The sequence below is a fragment of the Citrobacter sp. RHBSTW-00599 genome (assembly GCF_013784065.1).
Taxonomy (GTDB): domain Bacteria; phylum Pseudomonadota; class Gammaproteobacteria; order Enterobacterales; family Enterobacteriaceae; genus Citrobacter; species Citrobacter braakii.
In genome coordinates this window covers 3820735-3835488 of the sequence record NZ_CP056717.1, presented here as the reverse complement: position 1 = coordinate 3835488, position 14754 = coordinate 3820735, and the positions used below count along the sequence as shown (strand labels likewise).

The 14754-nt window shown below is 51.4% G+C and carries 16 protein-coding genes, 1 other RNA gene and 1 pseudogene; 9 read left to right on the top strand and 9 right to left on the bottom strand.

Annotated features, from left to right (window positions below; all coding sequences use genetic code 11):
* Positions 1-30 precede the first annotated feature (30 nt).
* Positions 31-1317 (top strand): ammonium transporter AmtB, encoded by a 1287-nt coding sequence (gene amtB, locus HV243_RS18830; protein WP_053388980.1) that lies wholly within the window; start codon positions 31-33, stop codon positions 1315-1317.
* A gap of 49 nt (positions 1318-1366) precedes the next feature.
* On the opposite strand, the gene tesB is transcribed toward amtB, so the two are convergent.
* Positions 1367-2227: an acyl-CoA thioesterase II gene (tesB, locus tag HV243_RS18825; protein WP_016152062.1), complete on the bottom strand. Its 861-nt coding sequence runs from the start codon at positions 2225-2227 to the stop codon at positions 1367-1369.
* 212 nt (positions 2228-2439) lie between these two features.
* On the opposite strand from tesB, the gene HV243_RS18820 reads away from it, so the two are divergent.
* On the top strand, positions 2440-3009 hold the full coding sequence (locus HV243_RS18820; protein WP_016152063.1) for a YbaY family lipoprotein: 570 nt from the start codon (positions 2440-2442) through the stop codon (positions 3007-3009).
* Positions 3010-3040: 31 nt separating this feature from the next.
* Here the strand turns inward: HV243_RS18820 and HV243_RS18815 are convergent.
* Positions 3041-3364 (bottom strand): annotated as a pseudogene (locus tag HV243_RS18815) (MGMT family protein); the annotation flags it as partial.
* A 150-nt stretch (positions 3365-3514) separates the two neighbouring features.
* Between HV243_RS18815 and ffs the strand changes: the two are divergent.
* The 3 genes from ffs (at position 3515) to HV243_RS18800 (ending at position 4275) form a co-directional block, all read left to right on the top strand.
* An RNA gene (ffs, locus tag HV243_RS18810) (signal recognition particle sRNA small type) lies at positions 3515-3611 on the top strand.
* A 197-nt stretch (positions 3612-3808) separates the two neighbouring features.
* Positions 3809-4060, top strand: coding sequence for a hypothetical protein (locus HV243_RS18805; RefSeq protein ID WP_016152065.1), 252 nt, complete (start codon positions 3809-3811; stop codon positions 4058-4060).
* A complete protein-coding gene (locus tag HV243_RS18800) occupies positions 4057-4275 on the top strand; it encodes a hypothetical protein (RefSeq protein ID WP_016152066.1) in 219 nt (72 codons plus the stop codon). Before HV243_RS18805 ends, HV243_RS18800 begins: the two co-directional genes overlap by 4 nt.
* A 59-nt stretch (positions 4276-4334) precedes the next feature.
* Here HV243_RS18800 and HV243_RS18795 read toward each other — a convergent pair whose 3' ends face one another.
* Entirely contained in the window at positions 4335-5762 is a 1428-nt protein-coding gene (locus HV243_RS18795) for a PLP-dependent aminotransferase family protein (RefSeq protein WP_029139437.1), read from the bottom strand.
* 87 nt (positions 5763-5849) lie between these two features.
* Here HV243_RS18795 and HV243_RS18790 point away from each other — a divergent pair, with 87 nt between their 5' ends.
* Positions 5850-6479: a membrane protein gene (locus HV243_RS18790; protein WP_049270150.1), complete on the top strand. Its 630-nt coding sequence runs from the start codon at positions 5850-5852 to the stop codon at positions 6477-6479.
* A 64-nt stretch (positions 6480-6543) separates the two neighbouring features.
* Entirely contained in the window at positions 6544-6897 is a 354-nt protein-coding gene (locus HV243_RS18785) for a DUF1428 family protein (RefSeq protein ID WP_003831033.1), read from the top strand.
* A gap of 51 nt (positions 6898-6948) precedes the next feature.
* On the opposite strand, the gene HV243_RS18780 is transcribed toward HV243_RS18785, so the two are convergent.
* Entirely contained in the window at positions 6949-8502 is a 1554-nt protein-coding gene (locus HV243_RS18780; protein ID WP_053388979.1) for an EAL domain-containing protein, read from the bottom strand.
* 188 nt (positions 8503-8690) lie between these two features.
* On the opposite strand from HV243_RS18780, the gene HV243_RS18775 reads away from it, so the two are divergent.
* Both HV243_RS18775 and ykgO read left to right on the top strand, forming a co-directional pair.
* Complete coding sequence (locus HV243_RS18775) at positions 8691-8951, top strand: type B 50S ribosomal protein L31 (RefSeq protein ID WP_016152070.1); 261 nt, start codon at positions 8691-8693, stop codon at positions 8949-8951.
* Position 8952: 1 nt separating this feature from the next.
* Positions 8953-9093 carry a type B 50S ribosomal protein L36 gene (gene ykgO, locus HV243_RS18770; RefSeq protein ID WP_005125190.1) on the top strand — a complete coding sequence of 47 codons (141 nt, stop codon included), beginning with the start codon at positions 8953-8955 and terminating at the stop codon, positions 9091-9093.
* A gap of 78 nt (positions 9094-9171) precedes the next feature.
* Here ykgO and HV243_RS18765 read toward each other — a convergent pair whose 3' ends face one another.
* The 5 genes from HV243_RS18765 to acrB form a co-directional block, all read right to left on the bottom strand.
* Positions 9172-9642 carry a YlaC family protein gene (locus HV243_RS18765; protein WP_016152071.1) on the bottom strand — a complete coding sequence of 157 codons (471 nt, stop codon included), beginning with the start codon at positions 9640-9642 and terminating at the stop codon, positions 9172-9174.
* 116 nt (positions 9643-9758) lie between these two features.
* Entirely contained in the window at positions 9759-10310 is a 552-nt protein-coding gene (maa, locus tag HV243_RS18760) for a maltose O-acetyltransferase (RefSeq protein WP_016152072.1), read from the bottom strand.
* Between the two features lie 180 nt (positions 10311-10490).
* Positions 10491-10709 carry an HHA domain-containing protein gene (locus HV243_RS18755; RefSeq protein WP_002892050.1) on the bottom strand — a complete coding sequence of 73 codons (219 nt, stop codon included), beginning with the start codon at positions 10707-10709 and terminating at the stop codon, positions 10491-10493.
* A 27-nt stretch (positions 10710-10736) separates the two neighbouring features.
* Positions 10737-11111 (bottom strand): Hha toxicity modulator TomB, encoded by a 375-nt coding sequence (gene tomB, locus HV243_RS18750; protein WP_019076175.1) that lies wholly within the window; start codon positions 11109-11111, stop codon positions 10737-10739.
* A 487-nt stretch (positions 11112-11598) separates the two neighbouring features.
* Positions 11599-14748, bottom strand: a complete 3150-nt coding sequence (gene acrB / locus HV243_RS18745; RefSeq protein WP_016152073.1) for an efflux RND transporter permease AcrB — start codon at positions 14746-14748, stop codon at positions 11599-11601.
* Positions 14749-14754 lie beyond the last annotated feature (6 nt).

The window sequence follows — 14754 nt, the reverse complement described above, 5'->3', positions numbered from 1 at the left end:
GTCTGGCACACAGTGATAGGAAACCAAAAAATGAAGATAGCAACGATGAAAACAGGTATTGCTTCACTGGCGCTGCTGCCGGGACTGGCGATGGCGGCACCGGCGGTTGCGGATAAAGCGGATAACGCTTTTATGATGATCTGTACCGCGCTGGTGTTGTTTATGACCATCCCTGGCATTGCGCTGTTCTACGGCGGTTTGATTCGCGGTAAGAACGTGCTGTCGATGCTGACTCAGGTTACGGTGACATTTGCTCTGGTTTGTATTTTATGGGTGGTTTATGGCTACTCACTGGCCTTTGGCGAAGGAAATAATTTCTTCGGCAACTTCAACTGGGTATTGCTGAAGAATATTGCGCTGACGGCGGTAACGGGGAGCTTCTACCAGTACATTCACGTTGCTTTTCAGGGCTCGTTCGCCTGCATCACCGTTGGGCTAATCGTCGGTGCGCTGGCTGAACGTATTCGCTTCTCCGCGGTGCTGATTTTTGTGGTGGTATGGTTAACGCTGTCGTACATCCCCATTGCGCATATGGTCTGGGGCGGCGGCTTGCTGGCTTCCCACGGCGCGCTGGATTTTGCCGGCGGAACGGTTGTGCACATCAACGCGGCGATTGCCGGTCTGGTAGGCGCGTATCTGATTGGCAAACGTGTCGGTTTTGGCAAAGAAGCTTTTAAACCGCATAACCTGCCGATGGTCTTCACCGGTACCGCTATTCTCTACATTGGTTGGTTTGGCTTTAACGCTGGTTCAGCGGGTTCGGCAAATGAAATCGCCGCACTGGCCTTCGTCAATACCGTGGTCGCCACCGCTGCAGCCATCCTCGGATGGATCTTCGGTGAATGGGCGCTGCGTGGTAAACCGTCTCTGCTGGGCGCCTGCTCTGGTGCCATTGCGGGTCTGGTGGGCGTAACACCTGCATGTGGCTACATCGGTGTCGGCGGCGCGCTGATAATCGGTGTCGTTGCGGGTTTGGCAGGCCTGTGGGGCGTGACCATGCTGAAGCGTTTTCTGCGTGTGGACGATCCGTGTGACGTGTTTGGCGTTCACGGCGTGTGCGGCATTGTCGGCTGTATCCTGACCGGAGTTTTCGCTGCCAGCTCTTTGGGAGGCGTGGGCTTTGCCGAGGGCGTGACCATGGGGCATCAGCTGCTGGTGCAACTGGAAAGCGTGGCTATCACCATCGTCTGGTCTGGCGTGGTGGCTTTCATTGGCTATAAGCTGGCGGATATGACGGTTGGTTTGCGCGTACCGGAAGAGCAGGAGCGCGAAGGTCTGGATGTAAACAGTCACGGCGAGAACGCTTACAACGCCTGATTCTCAATTTGCCGGATGGCAACGCTTTTGCGCCACCATCCGGTAATTCTCAATTGCGATTACGCATTACCCCTTCCTGAACGGTAGAAGCGACCAGCACGCCATCCTGGGTATAAAACTCTCCGCGTACAAAGCCCCGGGCACCGGATGCCGAAGTACTCTCGACGTTATACAGCAGCCATTCATTGATATTAAACGGACGGTGGAACCACATGGAATGGTCAATGGTGGCGATCTGAATCCCTTTTTCCAGGAAGCCAATCCCGTACGGTTGCAGCGCAACAGGCAGGAAGTTCAGGTCTGAGGCATAACCCAGCAGATACTGATGGACGCGCAGATCGTCCTGCAGCACGCCGTTAGCTCGGATCCATACCTGGCGCGTCGGAGGTGCGACGTGACCTTTTAGGGGGTTATGAAACTCGACAGGGCGTACTTCCAACGGACGATCGTTGATAAATTTTTCTTTCAACAGCGGCGGCAGCAAATGCGCCACTGAGCGGGCAATTTCCGTTTCTGATTTCAGCTCATCGGGACCCGGCGCATCCGGCATGGTTTTCTGATGTTCAAATCCGTCTTCCGGTGCCTGAAAAGAGGCAGTCATGTAAAAAATGGGCTTACCATTCTGGATCGCGGCAACGCGGCGCGCGCTGAAGCTGTTACCATCACGCAGGACTTCCACATCATAGATGATGGGCTTTTGGCTATCGCCGGGGCGTAAAAAGTAGCTGTGAAAAGAGTGTACCAGACGCTCTTCCGGTACGGTTTCTTTTGCGGCATATAGCGCCTGACCGACAACCTGTCCCCCAAAAACCTGACGTAACCCTAAGTCTTCACTTTGGCCCCGAAAGAGTCCTTCTTCAATTTTTTCCAGATTTAACAATGTCAGCAAATTTTTCAGTGCCAGACTCATACGTGCTCTCCAGGTGATATCGATGTCGCAGCGAGGTAGGCAGAGTATAACGCAATTTTAAAAGTGGTCCGATGGGTGCAATTGTCTGAATTACTGGCCTATTACAGGCAAAAATAGCTGTCCTGTGCCACACTTAGTCACGTTATGTTTTTGTTAACCACTCTTCTGGCGAGGAAAGTTCTCGCTGGTGCATAGATGATAAGGAGAATTTAATGAAACTCGTGCACATGGTAAGTGGTTTAGCGGTTGCAGTCGCTCTGGCGGCCTGTGCCGATAAAAGCGCTGATATTCAGACACCTGCGCCAAGCCCTAATACGTCAATTTCTGACACACAGTCTAAAATTCAGCAGCCAAATGTCTCCGGGACAGTATGGATCCGTCAGAAAGTGGCCTTGCCACCCGATGCGGTGCTAACCGTTACGCTGTCAGATGCTTCACTGGCCGATGCGCCGTCAAAAGTGCTGTCGCAAAAAGCGGTTCGTACTGAAGGTAAACAAGCGCCATTCAGCTTTGTATTACCGTTCAACCCGGCAGATATTCAACCTAACGCCCGTATTCTGTTGAGTGCGGCTATTACGGTAAATGATAAACTGGTCTTTATTACTGATACCGTTCAGACGGTCATCAATCAGGGTGGGACTAAAGCCGACCTGACGCTGGTCCCGGTACAGCAAACAGCAGTACCGGTTCAGGCGAGCGGTGGGGCTACTACCACGGTTCCGTCAACGTCACCAACCCAGGTGAATCCGTCATCTGCGGTTCCTGCTCCCACGCAGTACTAAGGTCGTTGTAACCCTCTCCGCCTGGAGAGGGTTAGTACACCCAGCGATAGCGCTGTAAATCGATCTGTCCGCTTCCTGAAACCACTATTCCTTCAGCCAGCAACGCCTGACGTTGTCGTTGTAGGTCGGGACCCGTCAGCGAAATGGCTCCGTGGCGATTGACCACCCGATGCCAGGGCAGGGTACTGCCTTCGGGGAGACGCTTAAGCACGCCGCCTACCTGACGCGCAGCGCGCGGCGATCCCGCAAGCCGGGCAACATCGCCATACGTGGTGACGAAACCTTCGGGGATTGAAGCGACAATTTGCCAGACGCGTTGGGGGAAAGAGTCTTGTATATCCATCATTTATTCCTGCGCTAATCCTCCAGCATAATGCCGAATGGCGAAGGAGTGAAGCCGCATTGCACAAGAAAACAGCATCCGATGCTGGATGGGTTGCAATTACAGGGTGCAGCAGTGATAATGCGCCTGCGCGTTGGTTAACAACGCTCTCAATGGGGGCTCTGTTGGTTCTCCCGCAACACTACTCTGTTTACCAGGTCAGGTCCGGAAGGAAGCAGCCAAGGCAGATGACGTGTGTGCCGGGATGTAGCTGGCAGGGCCCCCACCCAATTCTGCCGTCCGGCAATTTCTCTTCTGTTTATCTTCTTTTCTTTGTCATCGTATCGTCATTTTATTGTCATCAAATACTGTCACTGTGTTTTGGGGATGTTATTTGAGCTTTTGCCGCCGCCATTGCGCTGTAATGACATGGTCTTACATCCGGTGTGTTGTGGCTGACCACAAGGATTTTCTACGATGTCGACCGCTGTATTGAATGTCAAAGTTGATGAGGCGCTAAAAGAAAAGCTTCGCCATTATGCTGAAGTGCATAATGAAAATTTGAGTATCGCCACGGAAAAACTGCTACTAATCGCGTTTTCCGCCATTGAAGAGGTGGGAGTCTCCGCTGAGGATATCGATAGCCAGCATACGGAAGAATCCGTAGTTGACGCACTGACTCCTAAAGAAATCAAAGCATTGCGAAGATTACTGAAGAAGAAAAAATGAAACAACAATCGCTCTCAACCGCCTGTAATTATGGCGAAGCCTGTGAAATGCTGCGCTCCGGTTATGTGAAACACGTTCGTCTGAGCTGGAATGTCGGCAGCGATGAGTTCTTCCGTATTGCCTCCGACTGGTGTGATGCCGGGGCAAAAATTAAGAAAGACGGTGAGAATTTCGTGATTTCCCTGAAGGGTTTTCCGGTTCCTCCTCAGCGGTAGTATTGCCAGGACCTCCTCGTCCATCACGGCATTCAAGAGCGGGTCCTTTAACTCGTCGTTTAGATTATTTTACGCATTTTCCCACTGCTGGCCTGCAAGCGCAGGCTATCCCAAATGGGTTGCAACACTCTGAAGGCGGCACACGCTGTGTCATCCGGCAACGTGAAGGGCATACGCAAAAAGCGGTCGAATGCGCCATCAAGGCCGAACCGTGTACCGGTTCCCAACTGAATGCCTGCGCTTTCGGCGCGCGTGGCAAAGAGCGTCGCCAGCGTATCAGGCAGTTCAACCCAGAAAGAGAGTCCTCCTTGTGGCTGGGTAAATTGCCATTCCGGGAAATGTGAGTTCATCAGGCGCGAGCACAGGTCTCGCTGTGATGTGAGCCGGCGTCTTCTGTCAGGAAGAAAGTCCTCGGCGTTATCCAGCAGCCAACTGGTGGCAAGTTGTTCAAGCACCGGGGAGCCCAAATCGAAGGTGTCGCGGGTTTGGACCAGCGCGGCAATGGTACGCGCCGACGCCCGAATCCAGCCCAGACGTAATCCGCCCCAAAAGCTTTTCCCTGCTGAACCGAGCAGGATGATTGGGGCATCGCGATTGAATGCGGCAAGCGGCGGTGGCGGTGGGGCGTCATACCACAGGTTCACCATGGTCTCATCGACCACCAACGTCGTGCGGGTTCTTTCAGCAATATCCGCCACGACCTGGCGAGTAGCGGTGTCCATACAGCGCCCGGTCGGGTTGTGAAAATCCGGCATCAGATAGGCCATTCTCGGTGCAGTTTGCGCGATGGTGGCGACCAGACCCGCCGTATCCCAACCGTGCTCGGGCAGCGACACGCCGACGGGGCGACATGACGCCCCTTGTATTGCTGCAATGGCCAGCGGATAAGTGGGGTGATCTACCACTACGCGATCGCCGGGGCCGGTGAGTAAACGCAGGATCAACGCCAGACCGCTGACCGCGCCGTTCACGACCATTATTTCGTCGGGCTGCGTCGGGAGTCCGCGTTCGCAATAATGCCGGGCGATGGATTCACGCAAAACCGACAGTCCCTGCGGTAGATACCCGGAGCTCAGCAGATGCTGCGGCATTGCGAACAGAGCCTGCTGGTAAGCCTGATGAATTTCAGGACCGGCACTCAGCGCTGCCGTGGACAAATCAAGCGCTGTGCCAGTGCTGGTCCGCGTTGGCACATGGCGAATGTGTTCCGGCAGGATCACCCGTGAACCGCTACCATGTCGGCTTTCCAGATATCCCTCCTCACGCAGTTGCGCCATGGCGCTGGCGACGGTGGTTCGGCTGACTTGCAGAACGGCAGCGAGTTCGCGTTCACCGGGCAAGCGGCTATCCAGCGCCAGTCGCCCATCGAGGATCAGCAAACGTAACGCTTCTGCCAACTGTCGCCAGATGGGCGTTCGCGAGGGACTTTCCTGCCAGTGTCCGAGCAGGCGTTGCAAAGACTGGCTTCCGTAACGGCGAGATGACATAGCAGTCCACTTTTTGAAAACTGGACATTAATCATAGTGCCAATTGCGGTGAAGATGAAAGTTATCTGAGAGTAAGAGGGGAAGAACATGCTGCGTCGTTTACTTCAGCTGTTTATCGGGCTGACGCTGTACGGTGTGTCGACGGCGATGTTTGTCCGTGCCGATTTAGGGGCCGATCCGTGGAACGTGTTTCACCTGGGGGTGGCAAATTTACTGTCGATGAATATCGGCGTGGTGATTATTGCCGTGGGTGTGTTGGTGCTTCTGGTGTGGATACCGCTACGCCAGCGCCCAGGTTTTGGCACGTTGAGCAACGTGATTATGATTGGACTGGCGGCAGATGTCGCGCTGCTGGTGATTCCGGGATTTGAATCCCTGCTGGCGCGCAGCGGGCTGCTGGTGTCAGCGGTGATACTGAATGCGTTAGCAACCGCTCTGTACATTGGTGCCGGTTTTGGCGCGGGCCCGCGTGACGGTCTGATGACTGGAATTCACGCGCGTACCGGCTGGCCAGTACGACGAATTCGAACCGCAATCGAAGTGTCCGTGTTGCTTATTGGTTGGCTGCTGGGGGGAACCGTTGGGTTTGGAACGGTGCTGTATGCACTGGCTATTGGGCCGCTGATTCAAATTTGCCTGCCATGGTTTTGCCATCAGCCGCAGGCGCGTATTCGTATCAGGAATGCGCCAGGGGCACGATCGCCTGCTGGCGACTAAACTTAACCTCGACTGACGCGGCCGGAATCGGCTTGCCGCGCAGTACACTTCGGAGGTTTTTCTCATGAAGTATGTTGATGGCTTTGTGGTTGCCGTACCCGCTGAAAACAAGGAGGCGTACATTGCGATGGCGGCAAAAGCAGCTCCGCTTTTCAAGGAGTTCGGTGCATTGCGCGTGGTGGAGTGCTGGGCAGATGATGTCCCCGACGGCAAACTGACCGATTTTCGCATGGCTGTGAAAGCGCAGGATCATGAAGAAGTGGTATTCAGCTGGATTGAATATCCTTCCAAAGAGGTCCGCGATGCGGCGAATCAGAAGATGATGTCCGATCCCCGTATGAAGGAATTCGGTGAATCTATGCCATTTGATGGCAAGCGAATGATCTACGGTGGATTTGCGCCCATTATGGAAGAGTGATGTGACTGGCTGTGCGGCGTGCCGCCAGCCATCTCACCATCAACAGCCATGCTAAAGCCGTTTTTCTGCCCACAGAATAAATTCCGCTTTCGGCAGCGCTTTACTGTAGAGCCAGCCCTGACCGTACTGCACGCCGTGCTGGCGTAGCCAGGCTTCCTGATTCTCGGTTTCAATACCTTCTGCCACCATCTCCAGCTTCAGCGTTTTCGCGATCTCGATGATATGCGGCGTGACGTTGTTGTACTCCAGCGCATCGACGAACGATTTGTCGATCTTCAGGATATCCACATCCAGATCCTGCAAATAGCTAAGACTTGAATAGCCGGTACCAAAGTCATCAATATAGATCGAATGGCCTGCCTGTCGGTATTTAGCAATAAACGGCGCGCTGTTTTTTGGGTCGGCAAATTCGCGTTCGGTCAGTTCCAGCGCGATTTGTGCAGGCTTAAGTTGCCAGTGGTTCACCTTCTGGCTTAACAGAGCAGGAAGCGTTTCGGAGGTCAGATCGGCTGATTCAAGGTTAATGGATATATGCTGGTGGGGATATTGACGCAACCATTTTCCTAAATCGTCAAATACGCTTTCAATAATCAAACGGGTGAGCGGCTCTGAAAGCCCGGTCTCTTGCGCCAGTGCGACGAAAATCTCAGGCGACAGATAGCTCCCGTCGGCCTGTGGCCAGCGAGCCAGCGCCTCTGCCCCGACCACTTTCCCCGTTTTGAGCGAGATAATCGGCTGGTAGTAGACCTTGATATCCCGATGCTGGATAGCGTTCTGCAACTGGTGATGAGGGGACTGTAAACGGCGCAAAATACGCAGAATAAAGGCTGCGGTGAGTAAGCCGAGGAGGATCCCTGCCGGTAACCAGATTAGCGCTTGTCGGTGCCAGCTCTTTTGCAAAGGTACAGTGGATGCCCAGGTTACAACCGTAATGCCCAGTTCGGGGAAGGGGCGGGCGTTATAAATACTGCCGTCTTTCTGCAGATGGGTAATCGAATGCTCTAGTTGCATATGTTGTAAAACATCCGGTGGCAGATCGGTGCTACTGGCTACCACCGTGTTACGCGCGGTACCAAGGATAGCGACTTCAATCGGCCATGAGCCAAACGGGATGACATCAATAAAAGAACCGGGATCGATCATCACGACGTAATGCTTGCTACCTAATGCTGCCATAAAACGCTTGATGCCCAAATCGTTTTGCATGGTCAACCATGCGTGGTAGCCATCGGGCGTGATTTTCATTGCTGGAGGAAACGCGGCTGCCCGGCTTCTTTTTTCCAGGGATGAGCATTGTGGAACGTTATCTTTGAGGTACAGCACTTCCTGAATATAGCGATAGCTATATGACAAACGACGCATTTCAAGCAGATGCTCTTCACTACAAGGTTCACCCTGAAAAGCTTCAATATGGCGCAACGCTTTTTTGGCCTGTTCACCTACGCGTTCCGTACGTAATGCGACTCGGGTTGAGAACATATCGAGTTCATCGATAAATTTCGTTTCGACCTGACGATGCGCCAGCCACAGGCTTAAACCTACGGGCGCGAGGATGGAAAGAAACAGCACCCCAGTCACCAGGCTTATCAGATGTCGTGTTATCACAGTGATATCCTTATTAACACAGCGTAGGGAAAGTATATCCGAAAGCCGAAAAAGCTATTCGATTGGCATCATATATTTACGGCCACTTATCATCCCGTTTAACTCTTAATCGCGTAAACCAGGTTGTGATTTATACAAGAGTGGTGTATTTTGATAGTTATGTTATAACGTAACAAATTGAGGTTACCATGAAGCCGGATATTCATCCTTTTTACCGTACTGTGGTGTTTCACGATACCAGCGCCAATGAATTTTTTAAGGTCGGCTCGACCATTAAAACGGAACGTGAGATTGAGTTTGAGGGGAAAATGTATCCGTACGTGACCCTGGATATCTCTTCCAAATCGCATCCGTACTATACCGGGAAACAAAAAACCTTTGATAACGAAGGCAGTGCAGCACGTTTCCAGAAACGTTTTGGTCATTTTATTGGCACTAAGCGAGGTTAAGATGCAGGTACTCAATTCACTTCGTAGTGCAAAACAGCGTCATCCTGACTGCCAGATAGTGAAACGCAAAGGGCGTTTGTACGTAATCTGTAAAACGAATCCGCGCTTTAAAGCTGTTCAGGGGCGTAAAAAAAGACGTTAGTTTCTTTACCAACATTTCAGGGATTAAAGTGCGTTTCCTTCACCGGGACGCACTTTTTTTATCTGCGTTGAGATGTGGTTACTGGCTGGTCTGGGGACGGGTTAGCGTAAAGACATCGTAGAACGAGAGTTCTCCCTTACGCGATATCATCTTTTGCAGCTGCGCTTTATGTTCGCTATCGACGGAAGGTGAGTGCAGGATGGTATCGATGAGTGAAGGGGGGACAAAGCGCGTGTTATACCATTCCCCGTTATAGCAAACTCTGAAATCCAGTACGTCGATATCTTCAAAGCGGTATCGCGGCGCAACGTCGAAAAAGAAAAACGCGTTGAGTATGACGAACAGAACCACCAGCAGCCATACTGAATCGACTAACGTTTCTGACTGCAGCATCACCGCCAGCGTGGCAAACCACGCAACATACATGCCGATGAACAGGCCGGGATGTTTGCGAATAAAGCTGATGCTAAAGCGCGGTTTGTTGTCGCGCTTTTCGCGAATATTTAAGTCGTCGATGGTTTCGGTAAGCAGGCGCTGTATTTCTGTCATCTCTTGCCTTTGTAGTGTCTGCGATATTCAGATGCGATCGCCCTATTTTAAAAGGGGATACCTTTTGAAGAAAGTAACAGATTAACCACAATTTAGCATAACAGTTACATTTAAGATCACAGCGTTTTGATAATCCTGGCGGGATTGCCCCCAACCACGCAGTTTGCCGGAACGCTTTTCGTGACCACCGCGCCTGAGGCCACAACCACGTTATCACCCAACGTTACGCCAGGGTTTATCACTGCGCGTCCACCTATCCAGACGTTGTTGCCAATAGTCACGGGTTTGCCGAGCTCCATGCCACTGTTTCGCTCGGTGGCATCCAGCGGGTGGGTGGCGGTATAAATATGGACTCCTGGGGCTAACATGCAGTTGTCGCCAATATGGATCGGGCAGACGTCGAGCATAACGCAGTCGAAGTTGGCGTAAAATTCTTTACCGAGATAAATGTTATAGCCGTAATCACAACGAAAAGAGGGTTCAATGTAAGCCCCTTCGCTTTGGCCCAACAGCTCATGCAGGATAGCTTGTCGCGCATTTTTTTCATCGGGAGCGGTGAGATTGTAGCGATGGGTCAACTGACGAGCGCGTAGTCGGTCGTGGCGCAATGTTTCATCCGCCGGGCGATAAAGTTCACCGGCGATCATTTTTTGCTTTTCATTACTCATTACGAATTTCCTGTGTACTGGAGGTCATTTCAACACAGTAAAACGCAATGCAAACAAGGGGAACGTTCCCACTTCTTCGCTGTGATCGTAGTCACGTGATTTGATTTAAATAACCATTGTAAATACGAAAATGGTCAGCCAGACAAATGTACCGCTATACCTGACTTAACCCGTGAGCAATTAGCGAATGAATTTCCAAACAGAAGTTGGAATCTTGTCGTAGAGCTTATTCATAGTCAATTCAGCAAGGCGGTGATCTGCTGCTGAGTAAAATACAGCCAGTTCGTTGTCGGACAATTCATATTTATTTTTTTCAATAACGCGCTCAAGTGTGTCAATTGTCTGACAACGTCGCAGGCGCATCAAATAATCAGTTTTAGTTAATGGTTTATCGGACATAAATCTTACCTATGATTGTAATAATTTTTAACAAGACAAACTAACAGGATTAGCCCTGGTGGCATTGACAAAACAGCGAAACAGTCGATTACCTGACTTCCGCCATTTCTGCAGATCCTGCGTATTAATACCATAACTGCTGAACAACATAAAAGTGTCATCCAGGTATTCATCTATCTGCGCGACCAGCTTATTGTCCTCATTGTACTTAATTTTATAATTAAGTGCGAAGGTTGCAATATGCTCTATCAGTTCATTGAGCTGCAAGCTGGTGGCAGAGGTAGGGTCATTAACCCAGCCATGGTTACTTTGTTCAAGGTTTGCAAGACAGTCATGATACAGGGTTTCGCAGAGAAATTTAAGCTGCGCGATATCATGTCTTTTGGGTGAGTATTCATCCATAACGCATCCCCTTCTTCGTGGCTTAAACTAACCGAACACCTTCGGGATGGATACAACAGACTACCTGGAACTTGCCCGCGACTCCTGATGATTTAACTATAATCTAGTCTAAAAAAGATTTCATCGTCATATCACGAAAAATTACAATTATGCAAACTTATGATGTCAGGTCATTTTTACATTTTAACAGATAAATGCGGTTATTCGGAATCGGACAATTTCTTTATTCTTCGGGCAATCATCGAGTTATCTTGATTAGGTTTAGCAACGAAAGGTAACAATCGACAATGTGAACCGCTTACCAGGAATAATCTTAATATTTATTAAAGTAAATAAGAACTCTCAATGATTTTTAAGAATAGCCTTTAAGGCTACAGGGATTATATCGCTTATTTACCCTGGAGAAAATAAACGAAATAGCAATAAGTGATTTTTATGATTTTTCCAGAAAAAAGGCCGCTTGCGCGGCCTTATCTTTAGAGATCTATCAATGATGGTCTACTGAGTGGCTATGCTCAAGATCTTCACTTTTGCGGCTAAAGCGGCGGCGTACCACCACAAAGAACACCGGAACAAAGAAGATAGCCAACACGGTTGCCGTCACCATCCCGCCCATTACGCCAGTACCAACGGCGTTCTGCGCGCCGGAGCCTGCGCCGGAGCTGATAACCAGCGGCATTACGCCCAGAATAAAGGCCAGCGATGTCATCAGGATCGGACGTAAACGCATGCGGACCGCATCCAGCGTCGCCTCTATCAGACCTTTACCCTCTTTATCCATCAAGTCTTTGGCGAATTCGACGATAAGTATCGCGTTCTTCGCCGACAACCCAATGGTTGTGAGCAGGCCTACCTGGAAGTAAACGTCGTTGGTCAGGCCACGGAACGTTGCCGCCAGCAATGCACCGATAACACCTAACGGTACCACCAGCATGACGGAGAACGGAATTGACCAGCTCTCGTACAATGCCGCCAGACACAGGAATACGACAATCAGTGAAATGGCATACAGAGCAGGGGCCTGGTTGCCGGACAGTCGTTCCTGGTAGGACATACCGGTCCAGTCATAGCCGATACCGGATGGCAGTTTGCTGGCCAGTTCCTCCATCATTGCCATAGCTTCACCGGTACTTTTACCCGGTGCGGCCTGGCCTAAGATTTCCATGGAAGGCAGACCGTTATAGCGTTCCAGACGCGGTGAACCATATTCCCAACGTGAGGTAGAGAAGGCGGAGAACGGTACCATCTGTCCATCGCTGCCGCGGACATACCAGTTTCCAATATCTTCCGGCAACATACGGTATTTCGCTTCAGACATGATGTAAACTTTCTTCACACGACCACGGTCGATGAAGTCATTTACGTAGCTTCCGCCCCATGCTGCACCCAGCGTTGTATTAATATCACTAATGGATACACCCAGAGCCTGCGCTTTTTCCTGATCGATATCGATCTTGAACTGCGGCGTGTCTTCCAGACCGTTAGGACGTACGCCGACTAACAGATCAGGATGTTTCGCAACTTCACCAAACAGCTGGTTACGCGCCTGAGTCAGCTTCTCATGACCTAAACCTGCCTGGTCAATCAGCTGGAAGTCGAAACCGGTCGCGGTCCCTAACTCCACAATCGCTGGCAGGTTAAAAGCGAAGACCATCGCGTCTTTAATCTGCGAGAATGCGCCCATCGCACGTTGAGTAATTGCCTCAACCTTGTTCTCTTCGCCTGGACGTTCACTCCAGTCTTTCAGAGAGACGAACGCGATACCGGTGTTCTGACCACGTCCTGCAAAACCGAAGCCGTTAACGGCAAACACCGATTCAACGTTCGCTTTTTCTTTGGTCAGATAGTAATCCGTCATTTCGTCCAGCACCTTCTGGGTACGCTCTTGCGTTGCACCCGCTGGCAGCTGAGCCATTGACAGGAATACCCCCTGGTCTTCATCCGGCAGGAACGAGCTTGGCAGACGAACAAACAGATAGGCCATACCCACGACGATGATCAGATACAGCGCCAGATAACGACCGGTGCTGCGCAGAATTCCGCCCACGCTGTCGGTGTAATGGTGCGTGCTCTTATCGAACATGCGGTTAAACCAGCCGAAGAAACCTTTTTTGCCTTCTCCGTGATCGCCTTTAGCAACCGGTTTGAGCATGGTCGCACACAGGGCAGGGGTCAGAATCAATGCCACCAGGACTGATAACGCCATCGCCGAAACAATAGTGATGGAGAACTGACGGTAAATTGCACCGGTAGATCCCCCGAAGAAGGCCATCGGAATAAATACCGCTGAAAGCACCATAGCGATACCAACCAGTGCGCCCTGAATCTGGCCCATCGATTTACGCGTTGCTTCCTTCGGTGGTAGCCCTTCCTCAGCCATTACACGTTCAACGTTCTCGACCACAACGATGGCGTCATCCACCAACAGGCCGATGGCGAGCACCATCCCGAACATCGTCAGCGTGTTTATCGAGAAGCCGAAAATCGCAAGGACGGCAAACGTACCCAATAGCACCACCGGCACGGCGATAGTCGGAATCAGCGTCGCGCGGAAGTTCTGCAGGAACAGATACATTACCAGGAACACGAGGATGATGGCTTCCGCCAGCGTTTTCACTACTTCGTGAATAGAGATTTTCACGAACGGCGTGGTGTCATACGGGTAAACGATCTTCAGACCTGACGGGAAGAACGGTTCCATCTTCTTCAGTTCATCGCGGATAGCGTTTGCGGTGTCCAGGGCGTTAGCGCCTGTCGCCAGCTTGATACCCAGACCGGATGCCGGTTTACCGTTGAACTTCGCAATGATGTCGTAGTTCTCACCACCCAGTTCGACTTTCGCTACGTCACGCAGACGCACCTGGGAACCGTCCTGATTCACTTTCAGCAGAATTTTGCTGAACTCATCGGCAGAGGTCAGACGGGTTTGCGCGATGATCGAAGCGTTAAGTTGCTGGCCTTTCACCGGCGGCGTACCGCCTAACTGACCGGCTGCAACCTGGGCGTTCTGCGCTTTGATGGCGCTGATCACATCAACCGGCGTCAGCTGGAAGTTATTCAGTTTGTTCGGATCCATCCAGATGCGCATCGCGTACTGGGAACCGAACAGCTGAACATCACCCACACCTGAAGTACGGCTGATGGCGTCCTTCATGTTGGCGCCCACGTAGTCGGAAATATCCTCCTGCGTCATGGTGCCGTTGGTGTTGATAACGCCGACAACCATCAGGAAGCTACTGGATGATTTCTCAACGCTCACACCCTGTTGTTGTACTTCCTGCGGCAGAAGCGGCATTGCCAGCTGCAGTTTGTTCTGCACCTGTACCTGCGCGATATCCGCATCAGTACCAGACTGAAAGGTAAGCGTGATCTGCACGGTACCCGTGGAGTCACTGTTTGAGGACATGTACATCAGGTTATCGATACCGTTCATATTCTGTTCGATAACCTGCGTAACAGTATCCTGTACTGTTTTGGCATCAGCGCCAGGGTAGGTCGCGGAGATCGTCACTGCTGGCGGTGCAATAGTCGGATATTGCGCTACCGGCAATTTGAGGATCGCGAGCCCCCCTGCCAACATGATGATAATGGCGATCACCCACGCAAATATTGGGCGATCGATAAAGAAATTAGGCATGTCTTA

Coding starts and splice junctions, on each gene's coding strand:
- amtB (WP_053388980.1), top strand. CDS start 31: ATGAAGATAGCAACGATGAAAACAGGTATTGCTTCACTGGCGCTGCTG.
- tesB (WP_016152062.1), bottom strand. CDS start 2,227: ATGAGTCTGGCACTGAAAAATTTGCTGACATTGTTAAATCTGGAAAAA.
- HV243_RS18820 (WP_016152063.1), top strand. CDS start 2,440: ATGAAACTCGTGCACATGGTAAGTGGTTTAGCGGTTGCAGTCGCTCTG.
- HV243_RS18805 (WP_016152065.1), top strand. CDS start 3,809: ATGTCGACCGCTGTATTGAATGTCAAAGTTGATGAGGCGCTAAAAGAA.
- HV243_RS18800 (WP_016152066.1), top strand. CDS start 4,057: ATGAAACAACAATCGCTCTCAACCGCCTGTAATTATGGCGAAGCCTGT.
- HV243_RS18795 (WP_029139437.1), bottom strand. CDS start 5,762: ATGTCATCTCGCCGTTACGGAAGCCAGTCTTTGCAACGCCTGCTCGGA.
- HV243_RS18790 (WP_049270150.1), top strand. CDS start 5,850: ATGCTGCGTCGTTTACTTCAGCTGTTTATCGGGCTGACGCTGTACGGT.
- HV243_RS18785 (WP_003831033.1), top strand. CDS start 6,544: ATGAAGTATGTTGATGGCTTTGTGGTTGCCGTACCCGCTGAAAACAAG.
- HV243_RS18775 (WP_016152070.1), top strand. CDS start 8,691: ATGAAGCCGGATATTCATCCTTTTTACCGTACTGTGGTGTTTCACGAT.
- ykgO (WP_005125190.1), top strand. CDS start 8,953: ATGCAGGTACTCAATTCACTTCGTAGTGCAAAACAGCGTCATCCTGAC.
- HV243_RS18765 (WP_016152071.1), bottom strand. CDS start 9,642: ATGACAGAAATACAGCGCCTGCTTACCGAAACCATCGACGACTTAAAT.
- maa (WP_016152072.1), bottom strand. CDS start 10,310: ATGAGTAATGAAAAGCAAAAAATGATCGCCGGTGAACTTTATCGCCCG.
- HV243_RS18755 (WP_002892050.1), bottom strand. CDS start 10,709: ATGTCCGATAAACCATTAACTAAAACTGATTATTTGATGCGCCTGCGA.
- tomB (WP_019076175.1), bottom strand. CDS start 11,111: ATGGATGAATACTCACCCAAAAGACATGATATCGCGCAGCTTAAATTT.
- acrB (WP_016152073.1), bottom strand. CDS start 14,748: ATGCCTAATTTCTTTATCGATCGCCCAATATTTGCGTGGGTGATCGCC.